Origin of the sequence: Granulicella sp. dw_53, from assembly GCF_018449545.1 — a bacterium.
In the GTDB taxonomy this organism is placed as follows: Bacteria; Acidobacteriota; Terriglobia; order Terriglobales; family Acidobacteriaceae; genus Edaphobacter.
In genome coordinates, this window is sequence record NZ_JAAVUR010000017.1 from 74,624 (window position 1) to 99,452 (window position 24,829).

The 24,829-nt window shown below is 60.0% G+C and carries 21 protein-coding genes; 15 read left to right on the plus strand and 6 right to left on the minus strand.

Annotated elements, in window-relative coordinates:
- Positions 1-29 precede the first annotated feature (29 nt).
- The 5 genes from HB393_RS21340 (at position 30) to HB393_RS21360 (ending at position 6,058) form a co-directional block, all read left to right on the plus strand.
- Positions 30-602 carry a hydrolase gene (locus HB393_RS21340; RefSeq protein WP_213807229.1) on the plus strand — a complete coding sequence of 191 codons (573 nt, stop codon included), beginning with the start codon at positions 30-32 and terminating at the stop codon, positions 600-602.
- Positions 602-2,062, plus strand: a complete 1,461-nt coding sequence (locus HB393_RS21345; RefSeq protein WP_213807230.1) for an MDR family MFS transporter — start codon at positions 602-604, stop codon at positions 2,060-2,062. The genes HB393_RS21340 and HB393_RS21345 overlap by 1 nt, the downstream gene beginning before the upstream one ends.
- 188 nt (positions 2,063-2,250) lie before the next feature.
- Positions 2,251-2,808, plus strand: a complete 558-nt coding sequence (locus HB393_RS21350) for a sugar O-acetyltransferase (protein ID WP_213807231.1) — start codon at positions 2,251-2,253, stop codon at positions 2,806-2,808.
- Positions 2,809-3,399: 591 nt separating this feature from the next.
- Positions 3,400-5,628, plus strand: a complete 2,229-nt coding sequence (locus HB393_RS21355) for a malectin domain-containing carbohydrate-binding protein (protein WP_213807232.1) — start codon at positions 3,400-3,402, stop codon at positions 5,626-5,628.
- Between the two features lie 145 nt (positions 5,629-5,773).
- Complete coding sequence (locus tag HB393_RS21360) at positions 5,774-6,058, plus strand: hypothetical protein (protein WP_255551465.1); 285 nt, start codon at positions 5,774-5,776, stop codon at positions 6,056-6,058.
- A gap of 223 nt (positions 6,059-6,281) precedes the next feature.
- Here HB393_RS21360 and HB393_RS21365 read toward each other — a convergent pair whose 3' ends face one another.
- Both HB393_RS21365 and HB393_RS21370 read right to left on the minus strand, forming a co-directional pair.
- Positions 6,282-8,549 carry a Tex family protein gene (locus tag HB393_RS21365; RefSeq protein ID WP_213807233.1) on the minus strand — a complete coding sequence of 756 codons (2,268 nt, stop codon included), beginning with the start codon at positions 8,547-8,549 and terminating at the stop codon, positions 6,282-6,284.
- Positions 8,550-8,791: 242 nt separating this feature from the next.
- Positions 8,792-9,946: an SDR family oxidoreductase gene (locus HB393_RS21370; RefSeq protein WP_213807234.1), complete on the minus strand. Its 1,155-nt coding sequence runs from the start codon at positions 9,944-9,946 to the stop codon at positions 8,792-8,794.
- A gap of 81 nt (positions 9,947-10,027) precedes the next feature.
- On the opposite strand from HB393_RS21370, the gene aroC reads away from it, so the two are divergent.
- The 4 genes from aroC to HB393_RS21390 all read left to right on the plus strand — a co-directional run bounded on the left by aroC (position 10,028) and on the right by HB393_RS21390 (position 14,144).
- The gene (aroC, locus tag HB393_RS21375; protein ID WP_213807235.1) at positions 10,028-11,203 is read left to right on the plus strand and encodes a chorismate synthase; all 1,176 of its coding nucleotides are present in this window, start codon (positions 10,028-10,030) and stop codon (positions 11,201-11,203) included.
- Complete coding sequence (gene def, locus HB393_RS21380) at positions 11,203-11,739, plus strand: peptide deformylase (protein WP_213807236.1); 537 nt, start codon at positions 11,203-11,205, stop codon at positions 11,737-11,739. The genes aroC and def overlap by 1 nt, the downstream gene beginning before the upstream one ends.
- A 102-nt stretch (positions 11,740-11,841) precedes the next feature.
- Positions 11,842-12,777, plus strand: a complete 936-nt coding sequence (fmt, locus tag HB393_RS21385; RefSeq protein WP_213807237.1) for a methionyl-tRNA formyltransferase — start codon at positions 11,842-11,844, stop codon at positions 12,775-12,777.
- A complete protein-coding gene (locus tag HB393_RS21390; RefSeq protein ID WP_213807238.1) occupies positions 12,774-14,144 on the plus strand; it encodes a transcription antitermination factor NusB in 1,371 nt (456 codons plus the stop codon). Before fmt ends, HB393_RS21390 begins: the two co-directional genes overlap by 4 nt.
- Positions 14,145-14,208: 64 nt before the next feature.
- Here the strand turns inward: HB393_RS21390 and HB393_RS21395 are convergent, their stop codons facing one another.
- From HB393_RS21395 to HB393_RS21405, 3 genes are all read right to left on the minus strand, one after another.
- Positions 14,209-14,943 (minus strand): class II aldolase/adducin family protein, encoded by a 735-nt coding sequence (locus tag HB393_RS21395; RefSeq protein ID WP_255551466.1) that lies wholly within the window; start codon positions 14,941-14,943, stop codon positions 14,209-14,211.
- Positions 14,940-15,941 (minus strand): radical SAM protein, encoded by a 1,002-nt coding sequence (locus tag HB393_RS21400; protein ID WP_213807239.1) that lies wholly within the window; start codon positions 15,939-15,941, stop codon positions 14,940-14,942. The genes HB393_RS21395 and HB393_RS21400 overlap by 4 nt, the downstream gene beginning before the upstream one ends.
- Positions 15,942-16,007: 66 nt before the next feature.
- A complete protein-coding gene (locus tag HB393_RS21405; RefSeq protein ID WP_213807240.1) occupies positions 16,008-16,292 on the minus strand; it encodes a hypothetical protein in 285 nt (94 codons plus the stop codon).
- A 167-nt stretch (positions 16,293-16,459) separates the two neighbouring features.
- On the opposite strand from HB393_RS21405, the gene dxs reads away from it, so the two are divergent.
- Positions 16,460-18,358 carry a 1-deoxy-D-xylulose-5-phosphate synthase gene (gene dxs, locus HB393_RS21410; protein ID WP_213807241.1) on the plus strand — a complete coding sequence of 633 codons (1,899 nt, stop codon included), beginning with the start codon at positions 16,460-16,462 and terminating at the stop codon, positions 18,356-18,358.
- 48 nt (positions 18,359-18,406) lie between these two features.
- On the opposite strand, the gene HB393_RS21415 is transcribed toward dxs, so the two are convergent.
- Positions 18,407-18,961: an SRPBCC family protein gene (locus HB393_RS21415; RefSeq protein WP_213807242.1), complete on the minus strand. Its 555-nt coding sequence runs from the start codon at positions 18,959-18,961 to the stop codon at positions 18,407-18,409.
- Between the two features lie 231 nt (positions 18,962-19,192).
- On the opposite strand from HB393_RS21415, the gene HB393_RS21420 reads away from it, so the two are divergent.
- The 5 genes from HB393_RS21420 (at position 19,193) to HB393_RS21440 (ending at position 24,827) form a co-directional block, all read left to right on the plus strand.
- Positions 19,193-19,765: a DUF2127 domain-containing protein gene (locus HB393_RS21420; protein ID WP_213807243.1), complete on the plus strand. Its 573-nt coding sequence runs from the start codon at positions 19,193-19,195 to the stop codon at positions 19,763-19,765.
- Positions 19,766-20,224: 459 nt separating this feature from the next.
- Positions 20,225-20,689, plus strand: a complete 465-nt coding sequence (locus HB393_RS21425) for a division/cell wall cluster transcriptional repressor MraZ (protein ID WP_213807244.1) — start codon at positions 20,225-20,227, stop codon at positions 20,687-20,689.
- Between the two features lie 49 nt (positions 20,690-20,738).
- Complete coding sequence (gene rsmH / locus HB393_RS21430; protein WP_213807245.1) at positions 20,739-21,653, plus strand: 16S rRNA (cytosine(1402)-N(4))-methyltransferase RsmH; 915 nt, start codon at positions 20,739-20,741, stop codon at positions 21,651-21,653.
- A 220-nt stretch (positions 21,654-21,873) separates the two neighbouring features.
- Complete coding sequence (locus HB393_RS21435) at positions 21,874-22,398, plus strand: septum formation initiator family protein (protein ID WP_213807246.1); 525 nt, start codon at positions 21,874-21,876, stop codon at positions 22,396-22,398.
- An 80-nt stretch (positions 22,399-22,478) separates the two neighbouring features.
- Positions 22,479-24,827 (plus strand): penicillin-binding transpeptidase domain-containing protein, encoded by a 2,349-nt coding sequence (locus HB393_RS21440; RefSeq protein WP_213807247.1) that lies wholly within the window; start codon positions 22,479-22,481, stop codon positions 24,825-24,827.
- The last annotated feature ends 2 nt before the right edge of the window (positions 24,828-24,829 follow it).

Here is a 24,829-nt window from a genome sequence, read left to right on the forward strand (position 1 = left end):
GGGAATCCTCATATTGGGAGATATTTTTCATGGCAAATTTGAATCTGGATCCGAAGACGAGCGCGCTTGTACTGATCGATCTGCAACATGGCATTGTGGGGGCGCAACTCTCTCCGTACTCGGGTAAGGATGTCGCCGCACAGGGCGCGAAGCTGGCTGCGGCGTTTCGGCAGGCGGGCGGCACGGTAGTTTATGTTCGGGTGGAGTTGGCTGAGCTTCTCAATCTGCCGGTGGATGCGCCGTCGCGTGATCCGAATGCTCCGCCACCTCCGCCGGCTGCATCGCAGCTCGTGCCGGAGAGTGGATATCAGTCGGAGGATCTGCTGATTGTGAAGCGGCAGTGGGGAGCCTTCTATGGAACGCAGCTCGATCAGTTGCTTCGCCGACGAGGGGTTCGCACCATTGTGTTGGGTGGCATTGCGACGAATATGGGGGTGGAGTCCACGGCGCGGGCGGCGTTCGACCGGGGCTATGAGCTGGTTTTCGTTGAAGACGCGATGACGAGTATCAGCGCGGAGGCGCACGGCTTCGTGGTGCAGAGTATCTTTCCGCGCATGGGGCGGGTTCGCAAGGTGAGCGATGTGTTGGAAGCGCTGTCGTAATGAGGCGTGAGGCCAACGGTCCGGATGTTGGAGAACGTCTGGATCCGATGGTGTGGAAGATCGCGGGAGTCGTGCTGCTGGGGCCTTTGATGACCAGCCTCGATTCGACGGTCGTGAATGTCTCGCTGTCCACGCTGGGCAGCGAGCTTCATGCCTCGCTTACGACGATTCAATGGGTGACGAGCGGATATCTGCTGGCGCTTGCGTTGATGCTTCCGTTGAGCGGCTGGCTGGTGGATCGCATTGGAGTGAAGCGGGTTTATCTTGGCTGCTTCGTGGCTTTCACGATCTCTTCGTTGCTGTGTGGCGTGGCTACCTCTGCGACGGGGCTGATCGGGTTTCGGGTGTTGCAGGGGATGACGGGTGGCTTGATCGCTCCGATGGCGCAGATGATGATTGCGCGTACTGCGGGGCGGCATGTGGCGCGGGTGATGGGATTTATGGTCATGCCTATCTTGATCGGACCGATTCTTGGTCCGGTGGTGGCGGGTGCGATTCTGCAACATGCGAGCTGGCGATGGATCTTCTTTATCAATCTACCGATTGGGGTGCTGGCTACCTGGTTGGCGTGGTGGATTCTGCCTACGGATGCTCATGAGACTCAGCGGAGAACGTTCGATCTGAAGGGGTTTCTGCTGCTGTCGCCTGGGTTGGTGTTTCTGCTGCATAGTACGGAGCGGCTTAGTTCGAATCCAGCTACGATGCGATTTAGTGTGGTGGAGCTGCTGGCCGCGCTTTGTCTTTTGGCTGCTTTTGTTCGGCATGGGCTTGAGCGTGGCAGCTCGGCGCTGATCGATGTTTATCTATTTCGGCGGCGAAGTTTTTCGGCGGCTGCGGCTACGCAGTTTCTATCGAATGCAGCGATCTTTGGTGGCCAGATGATGTTGCCGCTGTACCTGTTGACGGTGCGGGGGATTACGCCCAGCGCTGTGGGTTGGGTGCTTGCGCCGGCGGGGTTTGGGGCGCTCTTTTCGTATCCGATGATGGGGACGCTGACGGAGAGGTTTGGACCGCGAGCGGTCTCGGCCAGCGGAGCTACGCTGGCGCTGCTGGGTACGCTTCCGTTTGCTTTTTTCGGGGTGCGGACGATTCCGCTGCCGGTTATCTGCGTCGCTCTTTTTGTACGGGGGCTGGGGATGGGGGCGATCAACATTCCTTCTATCGCGGCTGCTTATGCTTCGATCCCGAAGCAGATGATTCCTGTTGCGACGACCGCCATCAATATTTTGCAGAGACTGGGTGGGCCGGTTGCGACTATGTTGCTGGCTATCTTTCTGCATAGCAGGATGCGGGGTGGGGCGGCGGAGACGCCGCATGCCTTTGCAGCTACCTTCACGGTGCTTTGTGCGATCCATGCGTTGGGTGTGCTTGCGGCGCTTCGGCTTCCTGTGCGTAGAGGAGATGGCGAGTTGAATCCGCCCCTTGAGGTTTCTCCGGTGCGCAGTGCTCTCGCAAAGTAATTGAGGGATGGAAGCCTATCTTTCTTAAGTGCGGGTGTCTCTGCTGCGACGCATGGTAGTGGGTTATTTAAAATTTGCCGCTCTGGCCGGGTTTTTGAGCCTTCCGCCTTGTGGTTATACTCAGCGAAGCTTGGCGCGGCTTTCGTGCGCCGAACGTACGCTTAGCCCCAAGCCGAGGAAGATAACGAATGCCGAACGACGATCGGACCAAGATCATTTACAACAGGACGCCGGAGTCAGCGGCCATGCTGGTAAACGTCAGACGAGCGATGGCGATCACCGCCAGACTTAATCGTTTGACGTTCGATGATGCGGACGAAGTTCGGGCTTTGTTCAGCGAACTCATCGGTAAAAAAGTTGACGAGAGCTTTTTACTGATTCCTCCCTTTTTTACCGCGGGTGGGGACGAGATCCGCATTGGGCGTAATGTCTTCGTAAATCAGAACTGCACTTTCTATGATCTTGGCGGTCTTGATATCGGCGACGATGTGATGATTGGGCCGAACGTGAGCCTCATCACGACTGGTCATCCGCTTGCGCCCTCGCAGCGACGCAAGGCCACAATCGGAGAGCCCATCGTGATTGACAGAAACGTGTGGATTGCAGCAGGCGCGACCATCCTAGGGGGCGTAACAGTCGGAGAGAATTCGGTCGTTGCGGCAGGTTCGGTCGTCACCAAGGACGTTCCCCCGAATACTCTTGCCGGAGGAAATCCGGCGAGGGTCATTCGTTCGATTGGGGATTGAGGAACGTCGGCAAGGGAGTGAAACTGGAAGTTCAAACTAATCCTCCCCGACGCATCCTGAGGTTGACAGACTCCTTCCGGCGAGGGTAGGCTTCGTCGCGAGTTGGATCCAGAGATCTAACTCGTCTCCAATAATTCGCTCCATGGAGTTCTACCTTGAGCCCACTCCTGTATGTCTTTCCTTCGCCGGTTCAGTCTACAGAAACCTTTGTGGCTGAGCTTGAATTCTGCGATTCCCGACGAGAACGATCTCCATCTCCTCCCTGTCATCTTTTTTTCTAAGTGTTGCCGAACCAATCTTGTCCTTATGGCCAGCCGTGATGGACGCAGATAGGGATTTTGTAACGCGCCGCATGTTTGTAGTGCGGTGCACTCCTTCTGACGCTTAATTCGCGCGGCTCTCCATCTCACAAGGTTCCCAGCTTGGGCAAGACTCATCTACGCACGCCTGCGAACTGATGAGAGGATCCAAGATCCGCGACGTTGAGATTGAATGAACGACGGTTGTATACGACTGAATCTCTGGTTTCTCCTCCCTGAACCCAAACGCATCGCTCACCGTTCCAAGAACGATCCATGTCATGAGGAAACCATGTCCATTTTGAGTCAATGTGTTTCATCCCTAAGGAGCTTCCGCTTCTTCGGGGCGGCCCTCGCGCTGCTGCTCTCCGCAGCCGTTCCTTCCTTCGCACAGTTCAACTCCACCATCTTCGGGCCGAACGTCTATGTCTTCGATCCGAGTGTGGCTGGAGCGACGATCAACTCGCAGCTCGATGTGATCTCGAATGCTTCCGTTGCCAGTGCGCAGTTCAGTACGAATCGTTATGCTGTTCTCTTCAAGCCTGGTACTTACTCTGGCGTTAGCCATCAGGTCGGCTTCTATCTCTCGGTCGCGGGCCTGGGCACTACGCCTGACGCCACGGTTCTGAATGGGGGCGGGCTTTATCTCGACGTGACTGATGGCAGTGGCAACGTCACTACGAACTTCTGGAGGTCGCTCGAAAATCTTCGGATCAACGTGCCTACAGGCGGGACGGATCGCTGGGCAGTCGCGCAGGGGGCGGCTTTTCGGCGCATGCACGTCGCGGGTAATCTGGAGTTGACCAATGCAAGCTGCGGGTTTGCGAGCGGTGGTTTTATCGCGGATAGCACGATCGATGGACAACTGAATGAGTGCTCTCAGCAGCAGTGGTACACGCGCAACAGCACCATTGGGAGCTTTGCCGGATTCGTCTGGAACTTTGTCTTCTCCGGTGTGACGGGCGCGCCTGCACAGAACTTTCCGAACGTTACGACCCTTGCGACCACTCCGGTGGTTCGCGAGAAGCCTTATCTTTACGTTGATAGCGCGGGGAACTATAACGTCTTCGTTCCTGCGTTGAAGACGAGCTCAAGCGGCACGAGCTGGGCGGGTGGTGGACTGGGTACTGGCTCCTCGCTTGCCATTAGCACCTTCTTCATCGCTACTCCGGCCAATACTGCGGCGCAGATTAATTCGGCCCTTGCCACGGGCAAGAATTTGATTTTGACGCCAGGCATCTATAGCCTGACCGCGCCGATTGCGATTACCCATCCCAATACAGTTGTCCTCGGGCTTGGCTATCCGACGCTGGTACCGCAGAGCGGCACGCCGGCTATGACGGTCGCGGATGTCGATGGAGTGCAACTGGCGGGTCTTCTGATCGATGCTGGTATCACTAATTCTTCTGTCCTGTTGCAGGTCGGAGTTTCAGGTGCGGCGCGTGTTACCCATGCGGCCAACCCTACTTCGCTTAGCGATGTGTTTTTTCGCATCGGCGGCGCGACCGCAGGCAGCGCGACCACCAGCCTGCAGATCGACAGCAACAACGTGATCCTGGATAACATCTGGGCCTGGCGCGCGGACCACGGCGCCGGTGTCGGATGGGCCAACAATACCGCGGCGCACGGCTTGGTCGTCAATGGCGATAATGTCACTGCGCTTGGCCTGGCAGTGGAACACTATCAACAGAGCCAGGTGCAGTGGAACGGTAATGGCGGCGAGACGATCTTCTACCAGAGCGAAGATCCTTACGATGTGCCCAGCCAGGGATCCTGGATGGACGGTGCTATGAATGGCTATCCGTCTTACGAAGTTACGTCTGCGGTCTGTGCCCATACTGCTTATGGCCTGGGGGTCTACTCCTTCTTCAATCAAGGGGTGGCGATCTTCCAGGACAACGCGATCCATGTGCCGAATACAACGGGCATCAACATGACCGATATGGTCACGGTTAAGTTGAATGGTTCGGGCGGCATCAACAACATCATCAACGGCACTGGCGGGCCGACTCCTGCTGGTGCGTCGGCTAATAATCTTGGCTCTTATGTGGGCAACGGTGCATGTTCGACGAGTACCACCAACGTGGATATCAATGTCGGCGGCGCAGCGGTACCGCCTTTTATAGCCGATCAATACTTCACGGGTGGGGGTAGTGCTTCTACGACCCATGCAATCGTAACCAGCGGCGTTACCAATCCTGCTCCGCAGGCGGTGTACCAGAGCAATCGTGCGGGTGTGATCACTTATACGATTCCCGGCTTCACGGCGGGCAGCACGCATACGGTGCGTCTGCACTTCGCGGAGATTTACTTCAGCACGGCGGGACAGCGGGTCTTCAATGTGGCGATTAATGGCGTTCCGGTGTTGAGTAACTTCGACATCATCGCCACTGCGGGCGCTCGCTATACTGCGAATGTTCAGCAGTTCAACACTACTGCCAACAGCTCAGGACAGATTGTGCTCAGCCTGACGCGAGGTGCGGTGGATCAACCGGAGCTTAGCGGGATCGAGGTGCAGTAGGGTTTCGTACTGCGGCAGTCGTAGACTATCGGCTCGCCCTGTTCCGCTCGGTCTATGGGCGGAACAGGGCGTCCATATTCTGCAGAGATGGTTGAAGGGGGCTAGATTATGGGTAGTCATTTTTGCAGTTTGGAGAGGGGGCTTTATGGGATTTTTTTTGATGCGGAAGCTGGCCGGACTTGGTCTGACGCAACGTCGTGCGTCGGCGGTCGGTGCGTCGGCGGTCGGTTCGATGGCGATCGGGGCAACCGCGCTTGGAGCTCTGGCGATAGGGAGTGCCGCTATTGGTGCGCTGGCTATTGGGGCTTTGGCGATACGGAGGTTGCGATTGGTGGAGGGCCGGTTGGAGGAACTTACGATTGATAGGCTGACGATTGGGGAGTTGATCGTTCAGAAGAGGACGGAGGATTCGGGAGAGACCGGGGGGTGATTTGTGTCTCCCACCCTTCGCTAGAGACAAAGGCGCGAAGGATGGGGCGCCCGGGCGGTTGTGGTGGGGTTGAAGACATGCAACGGAGTTTGGGCTTGGGTAGGATTGGGGTTCAGCTCGGAGTTGCTGAACTGGGGGAGGAAGGCGGTCGTGCTTACGCACGATACCCCACCCTATTTGCGATGAGACCGCAAATAGGGTGGGGCACCCGCTTTTGTGGCGGTTAGGAGACCTTCCACTTGGTGGAGAGGAGGGCCAGCTTTTCGTTCATAGTAGGTGGTGCGGGTGGTTTGGGGGCTTGCGGTTTGGTGCGTGGGGTGTTTTGGGCGGGTCCCATGAGGGCTTTCATGGAAAGGGCGATGCGTTTGGTCTTGAGGTCGGCGCTGAGGACTTTGACCTTGACGATCTGACCGGCTTTGACGGCTTCGGAGGGCTCTTTGATGAAGCGGTTGGAGAGCTCGCTGATGTGGACGAGGCCGTCCTGGTGGACGCCGATGTCGACGAAGGCTCCGAACTTGGTGACGTTGGTTACGACGCCTTCGAGGATCATATCGGGCTGGACGTCGGCGAACTCGCGGACGGACTCGGAGAAGCTGGGGGCGATGAACTTATCGCGGGGGTCGCGTCCGGGTTTGCGGAGCTCTTCGAGGATGTCGGAGACGGTGAAGGAGCCGGCGGAGAGCTGCTTGGCGTCGACCCTGGTGAGGAGCTGGGGGCTTTGGATGAGGTCGGCGATGGGGGTGTTGAGGGACTGGGCAATCTGCTCGACGACGGGGTAGGACTCGGGATGGACGGCGGTGCAGTCGAGGGGGTTCTCGCCGTCGCGGATGCGGAGGAAGCCGGCGGCCTGCTCGAAGGTCTTGGCGCCGATGCCGGGGACCTTGTTGAGCTGGGTGCGGGAGCGGAATTTTCCGTGCTCGTCGCGGTAGGCGACGATGTTGAGGGCGGTGCGCTCGGTGACTCCGGCGACGTAGCGGAGGAGGGTCCAGGAGGAGGTGTTGAGGTCGACGCCAACGCGGTTGACGCAGGACTCAATGACGGTTTCTAGGGACTGCTGGAGCTGGCGCTGGTCGACGTCGTGCTGGTACTGGCCGACGCCGATGGACTTGGGATCGACCTTGACGAGCTCGGAGAGGGGGTCCTGGAGGCGGCGGGCGATGGAGATGGCTCCGCGAACGGTGAGGTCGAGGTCGGGGAACTCCTGGCGGGCCACGTCGGAGGCGGAGTAGATGCTGGCTCCGGCCTCGGAGACGGTGACGGAGAAGAGGCTGGTGAGGTGGCGGTCGCGGAGGAAGTCGCGGACGAAGGCGTCGGTCTCGCGGGAGGCGGTGCCGTTGCCGATGGCGATGGCGCGGACGTTGTGTTTCGCGATGAGCGCGGCGAGGGTGTCGGCTGCGCCGGAGGCGGCGTTCTTGGAGGTGTGGAGGTAGAGGACGTCGTGGGCGAGGAACTTGCCGGTCTCGTCGACGACGGCGACCTTGCAGCCGGTGCGGAGTCCGGGGTCGATGCCGAGGACCGAGATGGGCCCGGCGGGTGCGGCGAGAAGGAGGTTGTGGAGGTTGTCGCGGAAGACCTGGATGGCGTCGGTGTCGGAGCGCTTCTTGAGCTCAAGGCGAAGCTCGCCCTGGATGGAGGGGTTGAGGAGGCGCTTCCAGGAGTCGTCGATGGCGAGCTCGAGGTGCGGGGTCCAGTCGCCGGTGGCGCGGAGGATGCGAGAGCGCAGCAGGGAGGTGGCGCGGAGGGGTTCGAGCTCGATGAGGAAGTAGAGGACGGAGTCGGTCTCGCCGCGGCGCATGGCGAGCATGCGGTGGGAGGGGATGGTCTTCACCGGCTCGCGGTAGTCGTAGTACATCTTGAACTTTTCCTGCTCGTCGACTGCGTCCATCGACTTCTTGCAGGAGATAATGCCTTCGTCGTACGTGAGGGCGCGAGTGGCTTTGCGGAGGTCGGCGTTTTCGCTGATGGTCTCGGCCACGATGTGGCGGGCGCCTTCGAGGGCGTCTTCGACGGTGGGGACCTCTTTTTCCGCGTCGACGAAGGTGGCGGCGAACTCGGCCAGGGGCTGGGCGGTGGGGAGCTGGGCCCAGAGATAGTCGGCGAGGGGCTCGAGGCCGCGGTCGCGGGCGATGGTGGCCTTGGTGCGGCGCTTGGGGCGGTAGGGGAGGTAGAGGTCTTCGAGCTCGGAGCGGTCGAAGGTAGCTTCGATGCGGGCCTTGAGGTCGTCGGTGAGCTTGCCCTGCTCGAGGATGGAGGCGAGGATGGTCTCGCGGCGGCTGACAAGGTCGCGGAAGTAGGCGAGCTTTTCCTCGATGTCGCGGATCTGCACCTCGTCGAGGTTACCGGTGGCTTCCTTGCGGTAGCGGGCGATGAAGGGGACTGTGCCGCCCTCGTCGAACAGGCCGATGACGGCCAGGAGCGACTGCAGGGAGATGTTGAGGGATTTCGCGATGTGAAGGAGGATTTCGGGGGAGAGGGTCTTTGCGTCGGCCATGTTTGCTTTGTTTATCGTAGCGGTAAATGGTCTGGAAAAGAGGGTTGTGGTGGATGCGAGCGGTTATGGTTGGTAGAAGGTTTGGGTTCCCCAACCATCGGGCGATCAGGCGCCCTCAGGATGGGGCACCCCGGCTGTTGTGTTTGTGGAAGGAAGACGGTCGGGCTTTGCCCGATGCCCACCTTAGCGACGATGAAACTGTCGCGAAGATGGGGCACCCGGATTGTGCTGCTTCGTTTGTGCTAGGGGATGAGGCGGAGTTCGCGGAGTTGGTTGAAGAGGTCGAAGAAGGAGTTGGGGGTGGGTTGGTAGTTGTTGAAGCCGAGGAGCCGGCTCTTGGTCATGTCGTTGATGGCTTCCAGGGGGACGCTTAGATCTCCGTCAGAGTGCCACCAGGAGGCGAGGCGGTTGACGTTGGGTTCGGCGAGGTTGTATTTGGCTGCGATCTTCTCCCAGATCGCAGCGGCGTCTTTCATCCTTGGTTCCAGCGGTGCTACGGGCTCGGGAGGCGGCGCGGACTCTATGCCGAAGTAGGCGGCGAGCTGGGGCCAGAGCCAGCGCCAGCGGAAGACGTCTCCGTTGACGGTGTTGAAGGCCTGGTTGTGTGCGGCAGGGGTGAGGGCTGCCCACTCGAGTTGCTGGGCGAGGAGACGCGCGTCGGTGACGTCGGTGAGGGAGTTCCATTGGAAGTGGGAGCCGGGGTAGATGAAGGGCTGACCGGTCTCGCGGCAGATGGTGGCGTAGACGGCTAGGGTGACGCCCATGTTCATGGCGTTGCCGACGGCGAAGCCAATTTCGGTGTGCGAGCGGTGGACGCTCCAGGTAAAGTTTTTGCGCTGGGCGGCGGCGAAGAGGATGTCTTCCTGGTTGTAGTAGAAGTTTTCAACGGGGAGGCGGGGGGTGTCTTCGCGGAAGGGGGTTTCGACGTGGATTTTGCCGTAAGCCTCGAAGGGCCCGAGGTAGTGTTTTGTGCCGGTGACGAGGGCGGCGTGCTTGAGGGGGTGGGATTCGAGGGCGGCGAAGAGGTTTTCAACCATCGCGCCGTTGACGCGGATGTTTTCTTTCTCGGTGTCCTGACGGAGCCAGGCGCTGATGAAGGTGTGGGTGATGCCGAGTCCGGCGAGGGCGGTGCGGAGGCCGGTTGGGTCGAGGAGGTCAGCCGCTACGGGTTCTATGCCGGGGGTGTTCCTGGGATTGCGGGCGAGGCCGAAGACGCGCCAGCCGTTTTTAACGAGGTGGGTCGCGAGATTGCCCCCAGTGATTCCGGTGGAGCCGACGACGAGTGCATTGCCTTTGGTGCTTTGGGTTGCGATGGCGATTCTCCTGTGGGTGATTAGCCCGACCTTATTTGGATGAATGCTGGATGGGGCGCGATGCACGGTCGAAGTTGATCCCATAGCGGGTTTCGGTGGATGAGAGTGAAGTTGTTACAATCTAGGTTTGAACTGAGCTGGCTGCGCCGGGTCTACGAGAGAGAAATGTTGCGTTTTTCGACAGCGGGAGAGAGTCACGGCGAGAGCCTGGTGGCGATGGTGAGCGGGATGCCCGCGGGTGTCTCCGTGGAGCAGGAGTTTCTGGACCGTGAGCTTTGGCGGCGGCAGCAGGGCTATGGCCGCGGCGGCCGTATGCGGATTGAACGGGATACGGCGCATATCCTGAGCGGCGTGCGGCACGGGAAGACGATCGGTGCGCCGATTGCGATGACGCTGGCGAACAACGACTGGAAGAACTGGGGAGAGATTCTGCCGGTGGAGACGGGCGATCCGAGTAAGCATAAGGCGGTCGCTTCGCCGCGGCCGGGGCATGCGGATCTGGCGGGCGCGTTGAAGTACGACTTCCCGGATGCACGATATGTTCTGGAGCGGGCGAGTGCGCGGGAGAGTGCGGCTCGGGTGGCCGCGGGTGCTTTGGCGAAGATGCTGCTGCGGGCCCTGGGGATTGAGGTGGCGAGCCATGTGATCCGGGTAGGGAAGGCAGAGCTGCAGCGACCCGCGTCCTGGGAGGAGATTGCGGCCTTGGCGTCGAAGGAGACGGTGCTGCTGAACTGCGTCGATCCGGAGAGCGAGGCGGCGATGAAGGCCGAAGTCGACGCCGTGTTGAGGACCGGCGACACGATTGGCGGGGTGTTTGAGGTGGTGGTGCATGGTCTGCCTCCGGGTGTGGGGACGCATGCGAATTGGGATGAGCGTCTGGATGGGCTGCTGGCGCAGGCGGTGATGAGTCTGCAGGCGGTGAAGGCGGTGGAGATTGGGCGCGGAGTGACGGCGGCGGAGTCCCTGGGCTCGACCGTGCATGACGCGATTGGATACGAGGGCGCTGATGAGGCGTTCACGAAGTTCTCGCGGGAGAAGAATAATGCCGGGGGGATTGAGGGCGGGATCTCGAACGGCGAGGATGTGGTGGTGCGAGGGTATCTGAAGCCGATTTCGACCCTGCGGCGGCCGTTGGCTTCGGTAAGCTTCGAGACCCGGGAGCCGGTGAAGGCTGCGTACGAACGCAGCGATGTGTGTGTGGTTCCAGCGGCGGGCGTGGCAGCGGAGGCGATGGTTGCTTTGACGGTTGCCCGGCTGGTGATCGAGAAGTTTGGCGGGGATTCGTTACGCGAGATGGAGCGGAACTTCAAGGGATACTGCGAGCAGATAAAGGCTTATTGATGGCGACGGCGACAAAGAAGACGGGTAAGATCCACGAGGTCGTGAAGTGGCCGGAGCCAGTGTTGGCGAAGGTTGGAGCGCCGGTGACGGTGTTCGACGACAAGCTGAAGCAACTGGTGGAGGAGATGTTCGACAGCATGTACGCGGCGCAGGGGATTGGGCTGGCGGCTCCGCAGATCTCGTTGTCGCAGCGGCTGTGCGTGATCGATGTGAGCTTCAAGAAGAATCCGAAGGAGAAGATCATACTGATCAATCCAGAGATTATCGAGAGCAGGGGAAGGCAGGTGGAGGAGGAGGGATGCCTGAGCCTGCCGGAGATTCGGGAGAAGGTGACGCGCGCGGAGTGGGTGAAGGTGCGGGCGCAGGATGAGAACGGCGAGTGGTTCGAGATGGAGGGCGAGGAGCTACTGGCGCGGGCGATTCAGCATGAGATCGATCACCTGGACGGGGTCTTGTTTATCGACCGGTTGAGCCGGTTGAAGCGGGACCTGGTGATTCGGAAGATGAAGAAGCTGATCAAGAACGGCGAGTGGTAGGCACTTCGTGCCGTATTGGAGCGCTTCGTGCTGCTTGAGGCTGGATTCGTAGAGGTGGCTCTGCTTCGTGCGGTAGAGGTTCCAGAGGGACTGAGGTGAGTTGTGAAGCTGGTTTTTTGTGGAACACCGGAGTTCGCTGTGCCAACGCTGGAGGCAGTGATTGCAGCCGGACATGAGGTTGCGCTGGCGGTGACGCAGCCGGACCGAGCGGCGGGGCGAGGGATGGAGATACAGGTTCCGCCGGTGAAGCGGGCCGCGCTCGCGCATAGGATCTCGGTGGCGCAGCCGGAGAAGATCAAGAACAACTTCGAGTTCCGGGAGCGGTTGGATGGGATTGCCCCGGATGCGATTCTGGTGGTGGCGTACGGGCGAATCATTCCGCAGTGGATGCTGGATCTGCCGCGGCTGGGGAATATCAACCTGCATGGAAGTCTGTTGCCGAAGTATCGGGGGGCGGCTCCGATCCAGTGGGCGGTGGCGAACGGCGAGACGACGACGGGCGTGACGACCATGCGGATCGATGCGGGTCTGGATACAGGGGATATGCTGCTGGCCCGGGCGGTGCCGGTTGGAGTGGAGGAGACGGCGGTGCAGGTGTATGAGACGCTGGCGGCGGTAGGAGCGGAGTTGATGGTGGAGACGCTCGCGGGACTTGAGGCGGGAAGACTGTATGCGCAGGCGCAGGATCACTCACTGGCTACGCTGGCTCCGATTTTGACGCGGGAGGATGGGTGGATGGACTTCTCGTGCACGGCGAAGCAGATCTATGACCGTTGGCGAGGGTTTCAGCCGTGGCCGGGAGCGCATACGATTCTGCGGGGGAAGAAGCTGATCGTGCAGCGGATGAAGCTGGTACCGCATGAGTCCGGCGGTGAGGCTGGAGTGTTGGTAGTGGAGGGCGATGCGATGCGGGTGGGGTGTGGAGAGGGTACGGTGCTGGAGTTGATCGAGGTGCAGATGGAAGGCAAGAAGAAGATGAGTGCAGCGGAGTTTCTTCGGGGGTATCAGGTCCGGAGTGGCGAACGGTTGGGGCTGTGAGCGCAGGGCAAGGTTCGACTCAAGGTAAGGGTGCGAGGGTGAGGAAGCGTCCGGCGGCTGCTGGACCGACGCTGTCGGCGGGGGAGGCGCGGGCCAAGGTGTCTCCAGCACGTTTGGCTGCGTTCGAGATACTGCTGCTGGTGGGGCAGGGCAAGGGACACAGCGATGAGCTGCTGCACTCGGAGCGGACGGACGGTCTGTCTCCGGAGGATCGAAATCTTGCGACCGCGCTGGTGATGGGGGTGCTGCGCTGGCAGATTGCGTTGGATGCCCGGGTGCGGGGTCTGTTGCAGAGGCCGGATCAGAGGCTGGCGGAGCCGGTGGCGATCGCACTGCGGATGGGGGTCTTTCAGTTGCTGCATATGGACCGGATTCCGGCGCATGCGGCTTTGAGCGAGAGCGTGGAGTTGTGTAGAGCCGCAGGGGAGCCGCATGCAACGGGGATGGTGAATGCGGTGCTGCGGAAGGTCGCGTCCGCACAGAGGCCGGGGACGAGGATCTTCGAATCGGCGGCGGCGTTTGCGGAGCGGTTGGGGCATCCGCTGTGGATGGTGGAGCGCTGGGTGGCGGCGTACGGGAGAGATGCGGCTCTGGCGATCTGCGAGGCGGATCAGCACGAGCATGGCGAGGGTGGGATGTTTGCGGAGGCTGAGTTGGCTGAAGGCGAGTCGCCCTCTGCGACTCTGCCTACGATGGACGATGGGTCGCGGCTGGTGGCGGAGATTGCGGCTGCGGCTATGCCGTCGGGGCTGGATCATCCGGCGCGGGTTTGGGATTGCTGTGCGGCTCCGGGTGGGAAGACGCTGATTTTGGCGATGAGGCTGGGGGAGGCGGAGTTGCTGGCGACCGATGTGAGTGCCAAGCGGCTGGCGCAGACGGCGGCTCGGCTCCGGCGGTTTGCGTACGCCGAGCGGGTGAAGTGTGGGGTGGCGGATGCCGCTGAGGCGAAGAGGCTGAAGGGGGAGTTCGACCTGGTTCTCTGCGATGTGCCTTGCAGCGGGACTGGGACGCTGGCTGGAAATCCTGAGATTCGACACATTCTGAAGGTGGAGGAGCTGGCTCGGCAGGCGGCTCGGCAGGAGAGGATCTTGCGGGGGGCTTTGGACCGGCTGGCTCCAGGGGGGCGGCTGGTGTACTCGACGTGCTCGCTGGAGCCGGAGGAGTGTGAACGGGTGGTGGAGGCTGTCGTCGAAGAGGCGGGGCTGCGGCGGGTGCCGGTGGAGGGTCTTGTGGGGCGGCTTGCTGCGGTTGGGATTCTAAAGGATGGGGTGGAGCTGGGGTCGGCGATGCGGGACGGAGTACTGCGGACGATGCCAGGGGTGCATCCGTGCGATGGTTTCTTTGCGGTGGTTTTAGAGCGGGTTTAGTACACGCAGTTTTGCGGATTGCTCATATCGCTCAGAGCATGGCGTTTCAGCGTCTTCGGAGATGCTAGTTACAGGGTGGGTTTTGGGCAGCGTTTTGCTTATAACGCGCCCGTGCCTGTTTTAGCTTCTCGATGTCGCGTTCCTGGAGGGATGTGCCTCCGCCGAGTTGGTGGGCCGCCAGGCTGACCTGGGCGAAGTGCTCTACCGTCTCGGTCTTCATGAAGGCGTCGGGCAAGGATGTGCCGTAGGTTAGCAGGCCGTGGTTGGCCAGGAGAATTGCGTCGTGGTGGGGGATGAAGGGTTCGAGGCTGGCGCTGACCTCTTCGGTCCCGGTGGTCGCGTAGGAGGCCAGGGGAACCAGGCCGGTGGTCATCAGGATCTCTGAACAGATGGGTTGGTCGAGGGCCTTGCGACAGGCCGCGAAGGCCGTTGCGATGGGTGGGTGGGTGTGGACGATAGCCTGAACGTCCGGACGAAGGCGGTAGACGGCGAGGTGCATCCCGATCTCACTGGTGACGTTGCGCGCGCCGGAGAGCTTATGGCCTTCGTTGTCGAGGATGACCATGTCGTCGGAGCACAGGAGCGCTTTACTACAACCTGTTGGGGTAGCGAGGATGAGCTTTGAATCAAGCCGGACCGAAAGATTGCCGGCGGTGCCCGGCGTATAGCCGAGACGGTGAACCCATCTACCGAAGTGGACGAGCTGTCGACGAAGGTCTGTTTCCTCTGGGCAGAGGGGCGATGCGAGATCTTCGCTTTCAATTTGAATTGTCTGATGAGTCAGATAGGAAGTTATCAATGTAAAGACCTCTGCTTTTTGGAATGTAGGAGTCTGCTGACGTTTTGTCCAACGATATCGGAGGCTTTAAATAAATGACCGGCAGTGAGACCGCCCGCTACCTTGTAGTGTCCGACAGCGGCGAGGCCCATGGAGGCGAAGCAGCCGCATTGGGAGCAGTCCGGCTGACCGCCAAATTGGCAGGGTGTGATGACGGTTTTGAGATCGGCTGAGACGCTGTGGGTGGTGCGGGCGAAGATGCAGTCGGCGGGGGATTTAGGCGGGTCCATGTACTCGCGGATGGCCAGCTCGTGCATGTCGAGGATGGGATAGAGGGGACGGAGGCGGAGAAGCTCCTCGATGACGGCGGCGCGCACGGCGGGCGTCAGCAGCTCGGGGCCTTCGGCGCCTATCTGCGGGGTGAAGAGGCTCATCCAGACTTTATTGACTTCGGGCCTCTCCGTCCAAAAACGAAGAAACTCTTCGAGGTAGCCGGGGCGGCTGGCGATCTGGCCGGTGATGGTGCAGTGGACGGTGACTTTGGCCTGGGCGAGGTTCTTGAGGATGCGCTCGTAGGTGGCAGGGGCGCGGCGGACGTCGTGCTCGGGTTGTAGACCGTCGATGGAGACGACGACGCTCAGGCGCTTGAAGTCTGCCCAATGAGCAGGGATGGGGCGGAAGGCGCTGGTGACGATCTGGACGTAGATGCCGCGGCGGTCGAGCTCGGGGAGGATGGCTTCGAGCTCGCGGAAGCGGACCAAAGGGTCGCCGCCGACGATCGAGACATGGAGCGGTTGATGGATATCGACGAGATGAAGGACGTTTCTGACGAGCTCGTCGTTCTTGTAGTCGGATAGTTGCCGGAGGGTTACGTTGCCATCGCCTCCCAGGTGAGCCGGATCGTAGGCGTAGCATCCTGGGCAGCGCAATGGGCACTCGCGCGTAATTTCGATGGACAGGGAAGGACGCCTTCCCGTAAGAATGGACTTCCAGGCCTGCATAACTTCCGAAGACTTCATTGCTCTCCCTGAACGCTCTCGCGTAATTGTAGTTAATGTCTCAGGACGAAGGAGCAGGGGAAGAAGTTAGCGACGAAGAACGTTATTGACGTCCAGCGGAGCAGGAAGATAAGCTGTCCGCCGTTCGTGAAAGAGAGTGGGTTCCGGATAAAAGGAGGTGGCGGCCTTGCGCAGGTTGGCGTTTCTAGCGGATATGGCCATGAGGAAGCAGCCTTCTAAGAGGATCGCCAGGTAGGCGAGATAGTCTGTGCGAAGGCTGGTTGCGGGTAGATCGACCAAAGGGGCGATGCAAATTGCGAGGACGCTAATTCCGCAGATGATTGCCGCCACGATCCAGATCGACCTAATCATTGAGGCTTAGATTGAAAGACGATTCGCCGGGGTTGCCTTAGAAAACGTGCGGTAAAGAGCGCAAGAGATTGATATACTAGTTGGCTGTGGCACTGCGCCGGCTCGGTTGACGAGCGGCGTGCGGCGCCGGGGCTTCTGTGCTCCGGGCGGCAGAAACAGGATTCCGGATGAGTTCGATTCTCGAGCAGATTACTTCCCCTGCAGACGTAAAACAATTATCGATAACGCAGCTGGAGTTGCTGGCGGAGGAGATACGTGAACGTCTGATCGTCGGGGTAGCGAAGACAGGTGGACACATCGGACCCAACCTTGGGGTTGTGGAACTGACGATTGCGATGCACTATGTCTTCGATACCCCGAAAGATCACTTTGTGTTCGATGTGAGCCATCAGGCTTATGTCCACAAGCTGCTTACGGGACGGGAGAAGCTGTTTCACACGATTCGCCAGCCGGGCGGCTTGAACGGCTTTATGCTGCGGACGGAGAGCGAGCACGACAGCTTCGGCGCGGGCCATGCCGGTACGGCACTCTCTGCGGCGTTGGGGATGGCGGTGGCGAGAGATATGTCGGGTGGGGACGAGCATGTGGTCGCCCTGGCCGGAGATGCGGCGTTTACCAACGGCATCTCGTTTGAGGCACTCAACAACATCGCAGCGCAGACCAAGCGGCTGATTGTGGTGCTGAACGACAATGCGTGGTCGATCGATAAGAATGTCGGCGCGATTGCGGAGTACTTCCATAAGATTGTGACAAATCCGACGGTCTCGAGCCTGCATGACCGGGCGGCGGGATTGCTGGAGCGGTTCGGCGGCAAGACGGTGCGGCATGTGGCCCGGAAGGCCGAAGAGGCCGCGAAGGGCTTGATTGGGCCCGGAATGTTGTTCGAGGAGTTCGGGCTGAGCTACTTCGGACCGATTGACGGACATAATCTGCCGTTGCTGATCGACACCTTCCGGTTCCTTAAGCAGCAGAACAAGCCAGTGGTGCTGCATGCGATTACCCAGAAGGGACGCGGGTTCCAGCCAGCGATTGAAAAGCAGAAGAAGTTCCATGGTCTGGGGCCGTACGACGCAGAGACGGGCGAGACGAAGCCGACGGGGCAGAAGACCTATTCGGAGATCTTTGCCGAGGCTCTGACGGGGCTGGCGACCGCGAACGACAAGGTCGTGGCGATTACGGCGGCGATGCCCAACGGCACGGCGCTGGATCTCTTCCGGCCATATCATCCGAAGCGGTACTTTGATGTGGGGATCGCAGAGGAGCATGCGGTGATCTTCGCCGCGGGCATGGCGACGAAGGGGTATCGGCCTTTCTGTGCGATCTACTCTACGTTTTTGCAGAGGGCGTTCGACCAGATCGTGCATGACGTGTGCCTGCAAAATCTGCCGGTGGTCTTCTGCATGGATCGCGGCGGCTTGAGCGGAGATGACGGGCCGACGCACCATGGGCTCTTCGACATCAGCTATCTGCGCGGGATTCCGAACATCGTCCACATGGTCCCGAAGGATGAGGACGAGCTGGCGGACATGATGTATACGGCTCTGCTGCACGAGGGACCGAGCGCCATTCGATATCCACGGGGTACGGGACCGGGTACGCCTGTAAAGGCGAAGCCGGTTGCCATCGAGATTGGCAAGGCCGAGGTGATTTACGAGCCGCAAGGCGAGGTGGACGTCGCGATCTTCGGGCTGGGCGCGATGCTGCCCGAGGCGATGCGGCTGGCGGAGATGTTGAAGGCAGAGGGATTTGGGGCGGCGGTGATCAACCCGAGATTTACAAAGCCAATCGACCGGCAATGCGTCGCGGAGTATGGGAGCCGCAGCGAGTTGGTGATTACGATGGAGGACCACGTCCTGGCGGGAGGATTCGGATCGGCGGTGCTGGAGACGATGAATGCCCTGGAGCTGCAGGTTCCGACGGTGCGGGTGGGATGGCCTGATTCGTTCATCGAGCACGGTAAGGTGGAGGCTCTGCGGGAGAAGTATGGGTTGACTGCAGAGGGCGCGCTGGAGAAGGCGCGGTCTTTCCTGGTGGCGATGGAGAGCCGGCGGATGGCGATTCGGTAGAATTTGGTGGGTTTTGATATTAGGGCCGCTTCGGTGGCCCTTTTCTCTTTAACGGGGAAACATGAGGGGCAGGAGTTCCGCGGTGCGGTGGTGACGGTAGCTGAAGGTGCTGTGGAGTTGCCGCACGATGAAGAGACGCTGCGCCAGGACACCTAGAGGGCCGAAGGGGAGGGCATACTCGATCTCGTCCCGGACCAGAGTGCCTTGCACGGTGACGCCGGAGGCATTGGTGTGAGCCTTGGGCAGGAGGCGATGGCAGTGGTGCCAATATGCGAAGGGGCCGCGGAGCTGTAGGTCGCAGAAGTGATCGTTCCAGACGAACTCGGAGATCTCAGCCTCCCAGGGGACGCGTATAGGAGAGTAGGGAAAGGGGCGGAAGCTGATGGTCATGCGGGTGCCGGCCCCGGCGGCGATGGTTTTGAGGCGGAGAGCTGGGTCTGGCGCGAGGGGACGGGGAGGCGGGGGCGCGAAGGCTGCTTCTTCGATGCGGGCTCTCTGCCATGGGGGCATGAGGCGGGGAAGATTCTCAGGGTTGGCAAAAAAGGCGAAGACGAGCTCAACGGGGTAGGGAAGCCACTGCTCGGAGTGAAAGATGTGGGGCATAGGGCAGGAGTCAGGTCTCGGGGCCGGTCAGCCTGGTATCAGAGTACAGGAGCGATTTTTGGGATGGATCGGAGGCAGGTGTCGAGCTTTAGTCGGGCGGCCAGCTTTCACCTTCCGACGATAGACGTTGTAAGAGCCTTCGGCGCATGATGCAAGGAAGCTTGGATAGACTGCAACCGAAGGGGCGTTGACATTTCGTGCGGCTCCCCGTCAACTGAAGGTCATAGGGTCATGGCTAAACAACCGTCCAGTATCGAGATCGCAGAGGCGCCCGGACGTACTTCCCGTCCGCAGGACAAGCCTGCGGACGCGCGAGGAGAGAAGGGCTCAAGCGGCACGCGTGATCGTGGGCTGTTGCTGATCGGGCTCTTCAAGCTGGGCAAGGCGCTGCTGTTCTTCTGCATCGGAGTGGGTGCGCTTCATCTGCTGCACAAAGATCTGGGCGACGAGTTGTTGAAGTTGGCGACAGCGCTGCGGTTCGATCCGGAGAGCCGGATCGTATCGATCCTGTTGGAGAAGGTCGATCTGATCGATGCACACCGGTTGCGGGAGATTGGCTTTGCCACATTTGCCTACTCGGCGCTGGCCCTGACGGAGGGTGTAGGGCTGCTGATGGAGAAGGTGTGGGCGGAGTATCTGACGCTGGTGCTGACGATCTCGTTCTTGCCCTGGGAGCTCTATGAACTGGCGCGACGGCCTAATTGGTTCCGGCTGGGTCTGCTGGTGATCAATCTGTTGGTGTTGGCTTACCTGGTGTGGCTGCTGCAGAGGAAGAAGCAGCGGGTAGTTAGAGGTAAGGCGTAACGGTGATCTAAGGGATAAGTGTTGATAAGAGCTGAAGCGTGAACTCTGCGTTAATGTCCTTATTTGAAACTTTGTTATAGCGCAGCTTTTTGTCGGTGCGCGTTCTTTGGGTGGGTTGGATTTAATCTAAAGGGTGGACTTTCGCTTTTGATTCGCCTATCAGATGCCCGGGTGGGGCCGCAAGTATCAGGTATGACGCGAACCAAACAGTACAACACTTCAGGTAGTGTGGTCGACCCTATCTAGTACAAGGGGCGGAGTTTTCCACATTTAGCTCCCAGTTATGCAGAGAATTGCGGAATTTAGGACTTTACAGGGGGGAAGCGTCGGGTCAGGATAGTGGAGTCAAGTGGTCAAAAATGGATCATTTGGGACCAAACTTGGTACATCTTGAAAGAATTGTACTGCTGGACGTCAAGATGAAGGGCTTTTGAGTGTTGTTAGGGATTGAGGTTGTTAATGTTCCGGGGAAATCACCCAACGCGCGTGGACGAGAAGGGCCGACTGAAGTTGCCGGCGGACTTCAAACGTGAGGTGGATGAGATCTACGGGGCGCAGTTCTACATCACGAGTCTGGATGGGAAGCGGGCGAAGCTCTATCCGCTGAAGGCATGGGAGGCGATCGAGTCCTCGCTGCAGAAGCTCTCCCCGATGGACCCGGTGAGGAAGAAGTTCCTGGACGTAACGAACTACTACGGACAGATGGCGGAGATGGATGGGCAGGGCCGGTTGTTGATTCCGCAGTTGATTCGGGATTCGGCGACGGTGAAGGGCGAAGTAAATGTACTGGGTTCGCAGGATCACCTGGAGGTCGTGAACGCAGAGCTGTTCAAGGCCGAGGTAATGGGCGCAGGCAGCACGATCGAGTTGACGGCGAGCGATCTGGCGGCGTTTGCCGAGAAGACGATGCCGAAGAGTTTGTAAGACGGATTTTGATTTTGCCCCCCAGGGGGAGCACAGAAGGCGGGACGAGATGGCTAAACCGCAACATGTGCCGGTTCTTTTAGAAGAAGCAATGGAGTACTTGAATGTGCGGCCGGGCGGCGTGATCGTAGATGCGACGCTGGGTCTGGCGGGGCACTCTTCGGAGATTGCGAAGAGGCTGGGCGGCAAGGGCAAGCTGATCTGCTTTGACCGCGACCCGGAGGCGATGGCAGCGGCGAAGATTCGGCTGGAAGAAGTGAAGGCCGAGTTGGAGGCTGAAGGGAAGGAGATGCCAACGGTGGTGTTTGAGCCGATGGCGTTCTCCGAGGCGAAGAGCCGGATTAAACCGGGGAGCCTGGATGGCCTGCTCGCTGACTTTGGAGTCAGCAGCCTGCAACTGGACGAGGGGCACAGAGGATTTAGTTTTCGGACCGATGGACCGCTCGATATGCGGATGGATACGCGCAGCGGTGAGACGGCCGAGCAAGTGGTAAATCAGGAGGACGAAAACGAGCTCGCCGACCTGATTTACGAATTCGGAGAGGAAAGGAGGTCGCGGAGAATCGCCAGAGCCATTGTGCGGGCCCGGCCGATATCGACGACAGTGGAGTTAGCTCGAATCATATCGGCCGAGGCCCCATCAATGAAAGGCGAGAAGATTCATCCGGCGACGCGGACCTTTCAAGCACTTCGGATTCGAGTGAATAACGAGCTGGGAGAGATTCAATCGCTGCTGGAGAGCGCGGTATCTCTACTGAAGCCGGGCGGAAGGCTGGTGTTGATCAGCTTCCACTCGCTGGAAGACCGGCTGGTAAAAGATGCGTTCCGCGAAGCAGGACGGAACAAGGTTTTAGAGGTTTTGACGAAGAAGCCGGTGGTTGCGGCAGAGCAAGAGCAGATGAGGAATCCGCGCAGTCGAAGCGCGAAGATGCGAGCGGCGGAGAAGCCAGGGCGCAGGGGTTAGGGCCAAGGGCTCGGAGTAGGAAACCAAGTTTAGATTTCAGCCTCTCCTTAGAGTTGAGCGGTACAGGGAGCAAGAAGAGGCAAACAAGTGATCGGGCCAGGGTTGTCCCACCTTCTTTCAGGCGAAAGACAACCGTTCCAAACAGTCCCTTCCTCCATAGCGACCCTGGTCCGGTTTCGTAAGTTTGGAGAGCACAAAGTAAGTTTCTTGAGGTGTAGTGATGGCGACGACGGCGATGGCAGGACAACAGATGGAGATGATGGGTTCGCGAACTGGGTCGCGGGGTCGTGGGGAGTCTCTGGCCGAGCGGAACCGTTTGTTGTTCGAGTCGCAGAAGAAGGCGCGTCGCGGACCGACGCCTGAGGTCTTCTTCGCAAAACATATTGATAACAGCCGCATCGTAAAGGCGGATGATCCGGAACGGCGTCGCGAGATGCGTTCGTTCACCTCGGTGATGGGTCTGCTGTTTCTGCTGGTGATGGTCTATGTGTGGCAGCACTTCACGGCGATCGAGGTTGGATATCAGGTGGAGGCCCAGAAGCTGCAGGTCGAGCAGATGCGCGAGCAGAACCGGCAGTTGCGGCTGAGCGAGGCTCAGTTGACGGACCCTGAGCGGATCGACCGGATGGCCAAGGATCTTGGACTCGCAGCACCACAGCCGGGACAGGTTGTACGGCCTGAGGGTGGCGATGCGAACGCTCCTGTGGTGGCACAGGCTGTAACTCCGACGCTGGCTATTCAGTAGGACTCATCAGCAAAGCCGAGGTTTGAGATCTAAGCAATAACCTTCAAAAGCAAACGATTTTGTCGTAAGGATCTTTCTATATGCATAAGCCGCCACGGCAGACGATGACCGCTCCAATCCGGCGGATGCGATTCGTCTGGGTGGCGCTCTTCTTTTTTAGCTGGACGATGATCATTGGGTTGCGGCTGGGATGGCTGCAACTCATTCGTCATGGACACTACGTCGAGACCGCGGCGAAGCAACAGCAGAGGACCTTCGAGGTGGCTCCGCGGCGCGGTCTGCTGTATGACCGCAATCTGCGTGAGCTGGCGATGACGGTGTCGGTAGACAGCGTGTATGCGGTGCCTTCGGAGCTGGGTGCGAATCGGGCAAATGCAGCGGAGTTGCTGGCGGGGATCGTGCACTCGGATGCGCGGGACAACTTTACCTCGAAGCAGCAGATGCTGGCGCGGTTCACTGCATCGCGCAACTTTGCATGGGTGGCGCGACGGCTGGACGCGGATACGGCGACCCGGGTGCGTGAGTTGAATCTGAAGGGCGTGTATCTGCAGAAGGAGTTCAAGCGGTTCTATCCGAACAACGATCTGGCGGCGCAGGTGCTAGGCTATGTCGGCGCGGACGACAATGGATTGGGCGGTCTGGAGCAGCAGTTCGACGACGACATGCATGGCGTCGCCGGGCACATGGTGATTGGCGTGGACGCCAAGCGTCAGGCGCTGACCAGTGAAGAGAGCCAGCCGATGCCGGGTGAGAACCTGGTGCTGACGATCGACGCGAATATTCAGTACATGGCAGAGCGGGCGCTGGATGCGCAGATGGAGAAGGTGAAGGCTCTGCATGGCACGGTGGTGGTACAGGATCCACATACCGGTCATATCCTGGCGCTGGCGGTCTCGCCTCGTTTCAACCCGAACGATCAGCGGCACATGGATTCGAGTGTGCTGCAGAACCTGGCGGTGAGCGATATCTATGAGCCCGGGTCGACCTTCAAGCTGGTGACGTATTCGGCGGCACTGGATTCTGCCGGAGTCCAGCCGACAGACATGGTGGACTGCCAGGGTGGCGCGATGACCATGTATGGCCGCACCTTGCACGACGACCGGAGCGACCACTTCGGTGTGGTAACGGTGCAGTATGCGCTGGAGCACTCAAGCGACGTCGGCGCGGCGAAGATGGCGTTGAAGGTCGGCAATCAAAAGTTCTACGACTATATGAGAGCTTTCGGCTTCGGTGATCGAAGTGGAATCGAGCTGCCGAGCGAGACACGCGGTCTGCTGCGGAATCCGAAGAAGTGGGGGGCGACCAGCATTCTGTCACTGGCGATCGGGCAAGAGATCGGCGTTACGCCGGTGCAACTGGTAACGATGGTGAGCACGCTTGCAAATGGTGGAGTCTATATGCCTCCGCATGTTTTGCTGGGTTCGACGGACCAGTTAAAAGGCGATCCGCGGTTGAAGCCAGTGGCGTTCCATCCGGTGAACCAGTTGCCTGCGACGCTGCCCGATGGGGCGCACCGGGTGATCTCGGAGCTGACTTCAGCGAAGATGCGGATGATGATGCAGGGCACCGTCAACGAGGGCACTGGTTCCAAGGCGCGGCTGAATGGATATAGCGCGGGCGGCAAGACCGGGACGGCGCAGAAGATCGATGTAGCGACGCACACATACTCGCACACGAAGCTGGTGGCGAGCTTTGCGGGATTTGCACCGGTCAGTAATCCGGCGATTGCGGTGGCGGTTGTGATCGACACTCCGACCGCAGGTGGCGACTTGGCGCACTATGGCGGCGCTGTAAGTGCACCGGTCTTCGCGGATGTGGCGCAACAGGTTCTCGAATATCTGGGCGTCCCACATGATCAGCCGTTGAAGACAAAGAAGGAGTTGCTGGCTTCGGTGAAGAATGAACCGGTAGATGGAGCTCCTTCGGAGCAGGTGGCGGATCTGGACTCGCTCTTCTCCGAGATCAATAACTTGCCGGCAGACGACCCGCTACGGGCTCCGGCGAACGCTGCTGCCGCAGCCACGCAGAGTGTCACGAGCGTAGCGCCGCCTCCCAGCGCGCCCGCTGTAAGTAGGGTCAGTGGAAGTAAGAGTTCGACGATGGCGAATCTGATTCCGGCTAAGGTGCTGGCCGCCTTCAGGACGAGGAGCGAGAGCGGGTTGGGGATGCCGGAGGATACGGTGGCTTCGGTTCCGGCCTCGAAGGTTTCTTCGAAGGCGCAGGGCTCCGGCGCGGTAATGGTAGATGCTACGCAGAAGGTTGCAGTGCCGGTGTTTGGTGGTGCAGCACTGCGGACAGTTGTGGAACGGGCGGGTGGAGCGGGACTGCGGGTCCAGCCTGTGGGAAGTGGGTTGGCGCGGGAGCAGTTTCCTGCGGCGGGGACCATGGTGCCCATGGGAACCGAGGTTGTGGTGCGGTTCGCTCGATAAGC

Coding starts and splice junctions, on each gene's coding strand:
- HB393_RS21340 (WP_213807229.1), top strand. CDS start 30: ATGGCAAATTTGAATCTGGATCCGAAGACGAGCGCGCTTGTACTGATC.
- HB393_RS21345 (WP_213807230.1), top strand. CDS start 602: ATGAGGCGTGAGGCCAACGGTCCGGATGTTGGAGAACGTCTGGATCCG.
- HB393_RS21350 (WP_213807231.1), top strand. CDS start 2,251: ATGCCGAACGACGATCGGACCAAGATCATTTACAACAGGACGCCGGAG.
- HB393_RS21355 (WP_213807232.1), top strand. CDS start 3,400: ATGTCCATTTTGAGTCAATGTGTTTCATCCCTAAGGAGCTTCCGCTTC.
- HB393_RS21360 (WP_255551465.1), top strand. CDS start 5,774: ATGGGATTTTTTTTGATGCGGAAGCTGGCCGGACTTGGTCTGACGCAA.
- HB393_RS21365 (WP_213807233.1), bottom strand. CDS start 8,549: ATGGCCGACGCAAAGACCCTCTCCCCCGAAATCCTCCTTCACATCGCG.
- HB393_RS21370 (WP_213807234.1), bottom strand. CDS start 9,946: ATGGGATCAACTTCGACCGTGCATCGCGCCCCATCCAGCATTCATCCA.
- aroC (WP_213807235.1), top strand. CDS start 10,028: ATGTTGCGTTTTTCGACAGCGGGAGAGAGTCACGGCGAGAGCCTGGTG.
- def (WP_213807236.1), top strand. CDS start 11,203: ATGGCGACGGCGACAAAGAAGACGGGTAAGATCCACGAGGTCGTGAAG.
- HB393_RS21400 (WP_213807239.1), bottom strand. CDS start 15,941: ATGAAGTCTTCGGAAGTTATGCAGGCCTGGAAGTCCATTCTTACGGGA.
- HB393_RS21405 (WP_213807240.1), bottom strand. CDS start 16,292: ATGATTAGGTCGATCTGGATCGTGGCGGCAATCATCTGCGGAATTAGC.
- dxs (WP_213807241.1), top strand. CDS start 16,460: ATGAGTTCGATTCTCGAGCAGATTACTTCCCCTGCAGACGTAAAACAA.
- HB393_RS21415 (WP_213807242.1), bottom strand. CDS start 18,961: ATGCCCCACATCTTTCACTCCGAGCAGTGGCTTCCCTACCCCGTTGAG.
- HB393_RS21420 (WP_213807243.1), top strand. CDS start 19,193: ATGGCTAAACAACCGTCCAGTATCGAGATCGCAGAGGCGCCCGGACGT.
- HB393_RS21425 (WP_213807244.1), top strand. CDS start 20,225: ATGTTCCGGGGAAATCACCCAACGCGCGTGGACGAGAAGGGCCGACTG.
- rsmH (WP_213807245.1), top strand. CDS start 20,739: ATGGCTAAACCGCAACATGTGCCGGTTCTTTTAGAAGAAGCAATGGAG.
- HB393_RS21435 (WP_213807246.1), top strand. CDS start 21,874: ATGGCGACGACGGCGATGGCAGGACAACAGATGGAGATGATGGGTTCG.
- HB393_RS21440 (WP_213807247.1), top strand. CDS start 22,479: ATGCATAAGCCGCCACGGCAGACGATGACCGCTCCAATCCGGCGGATG.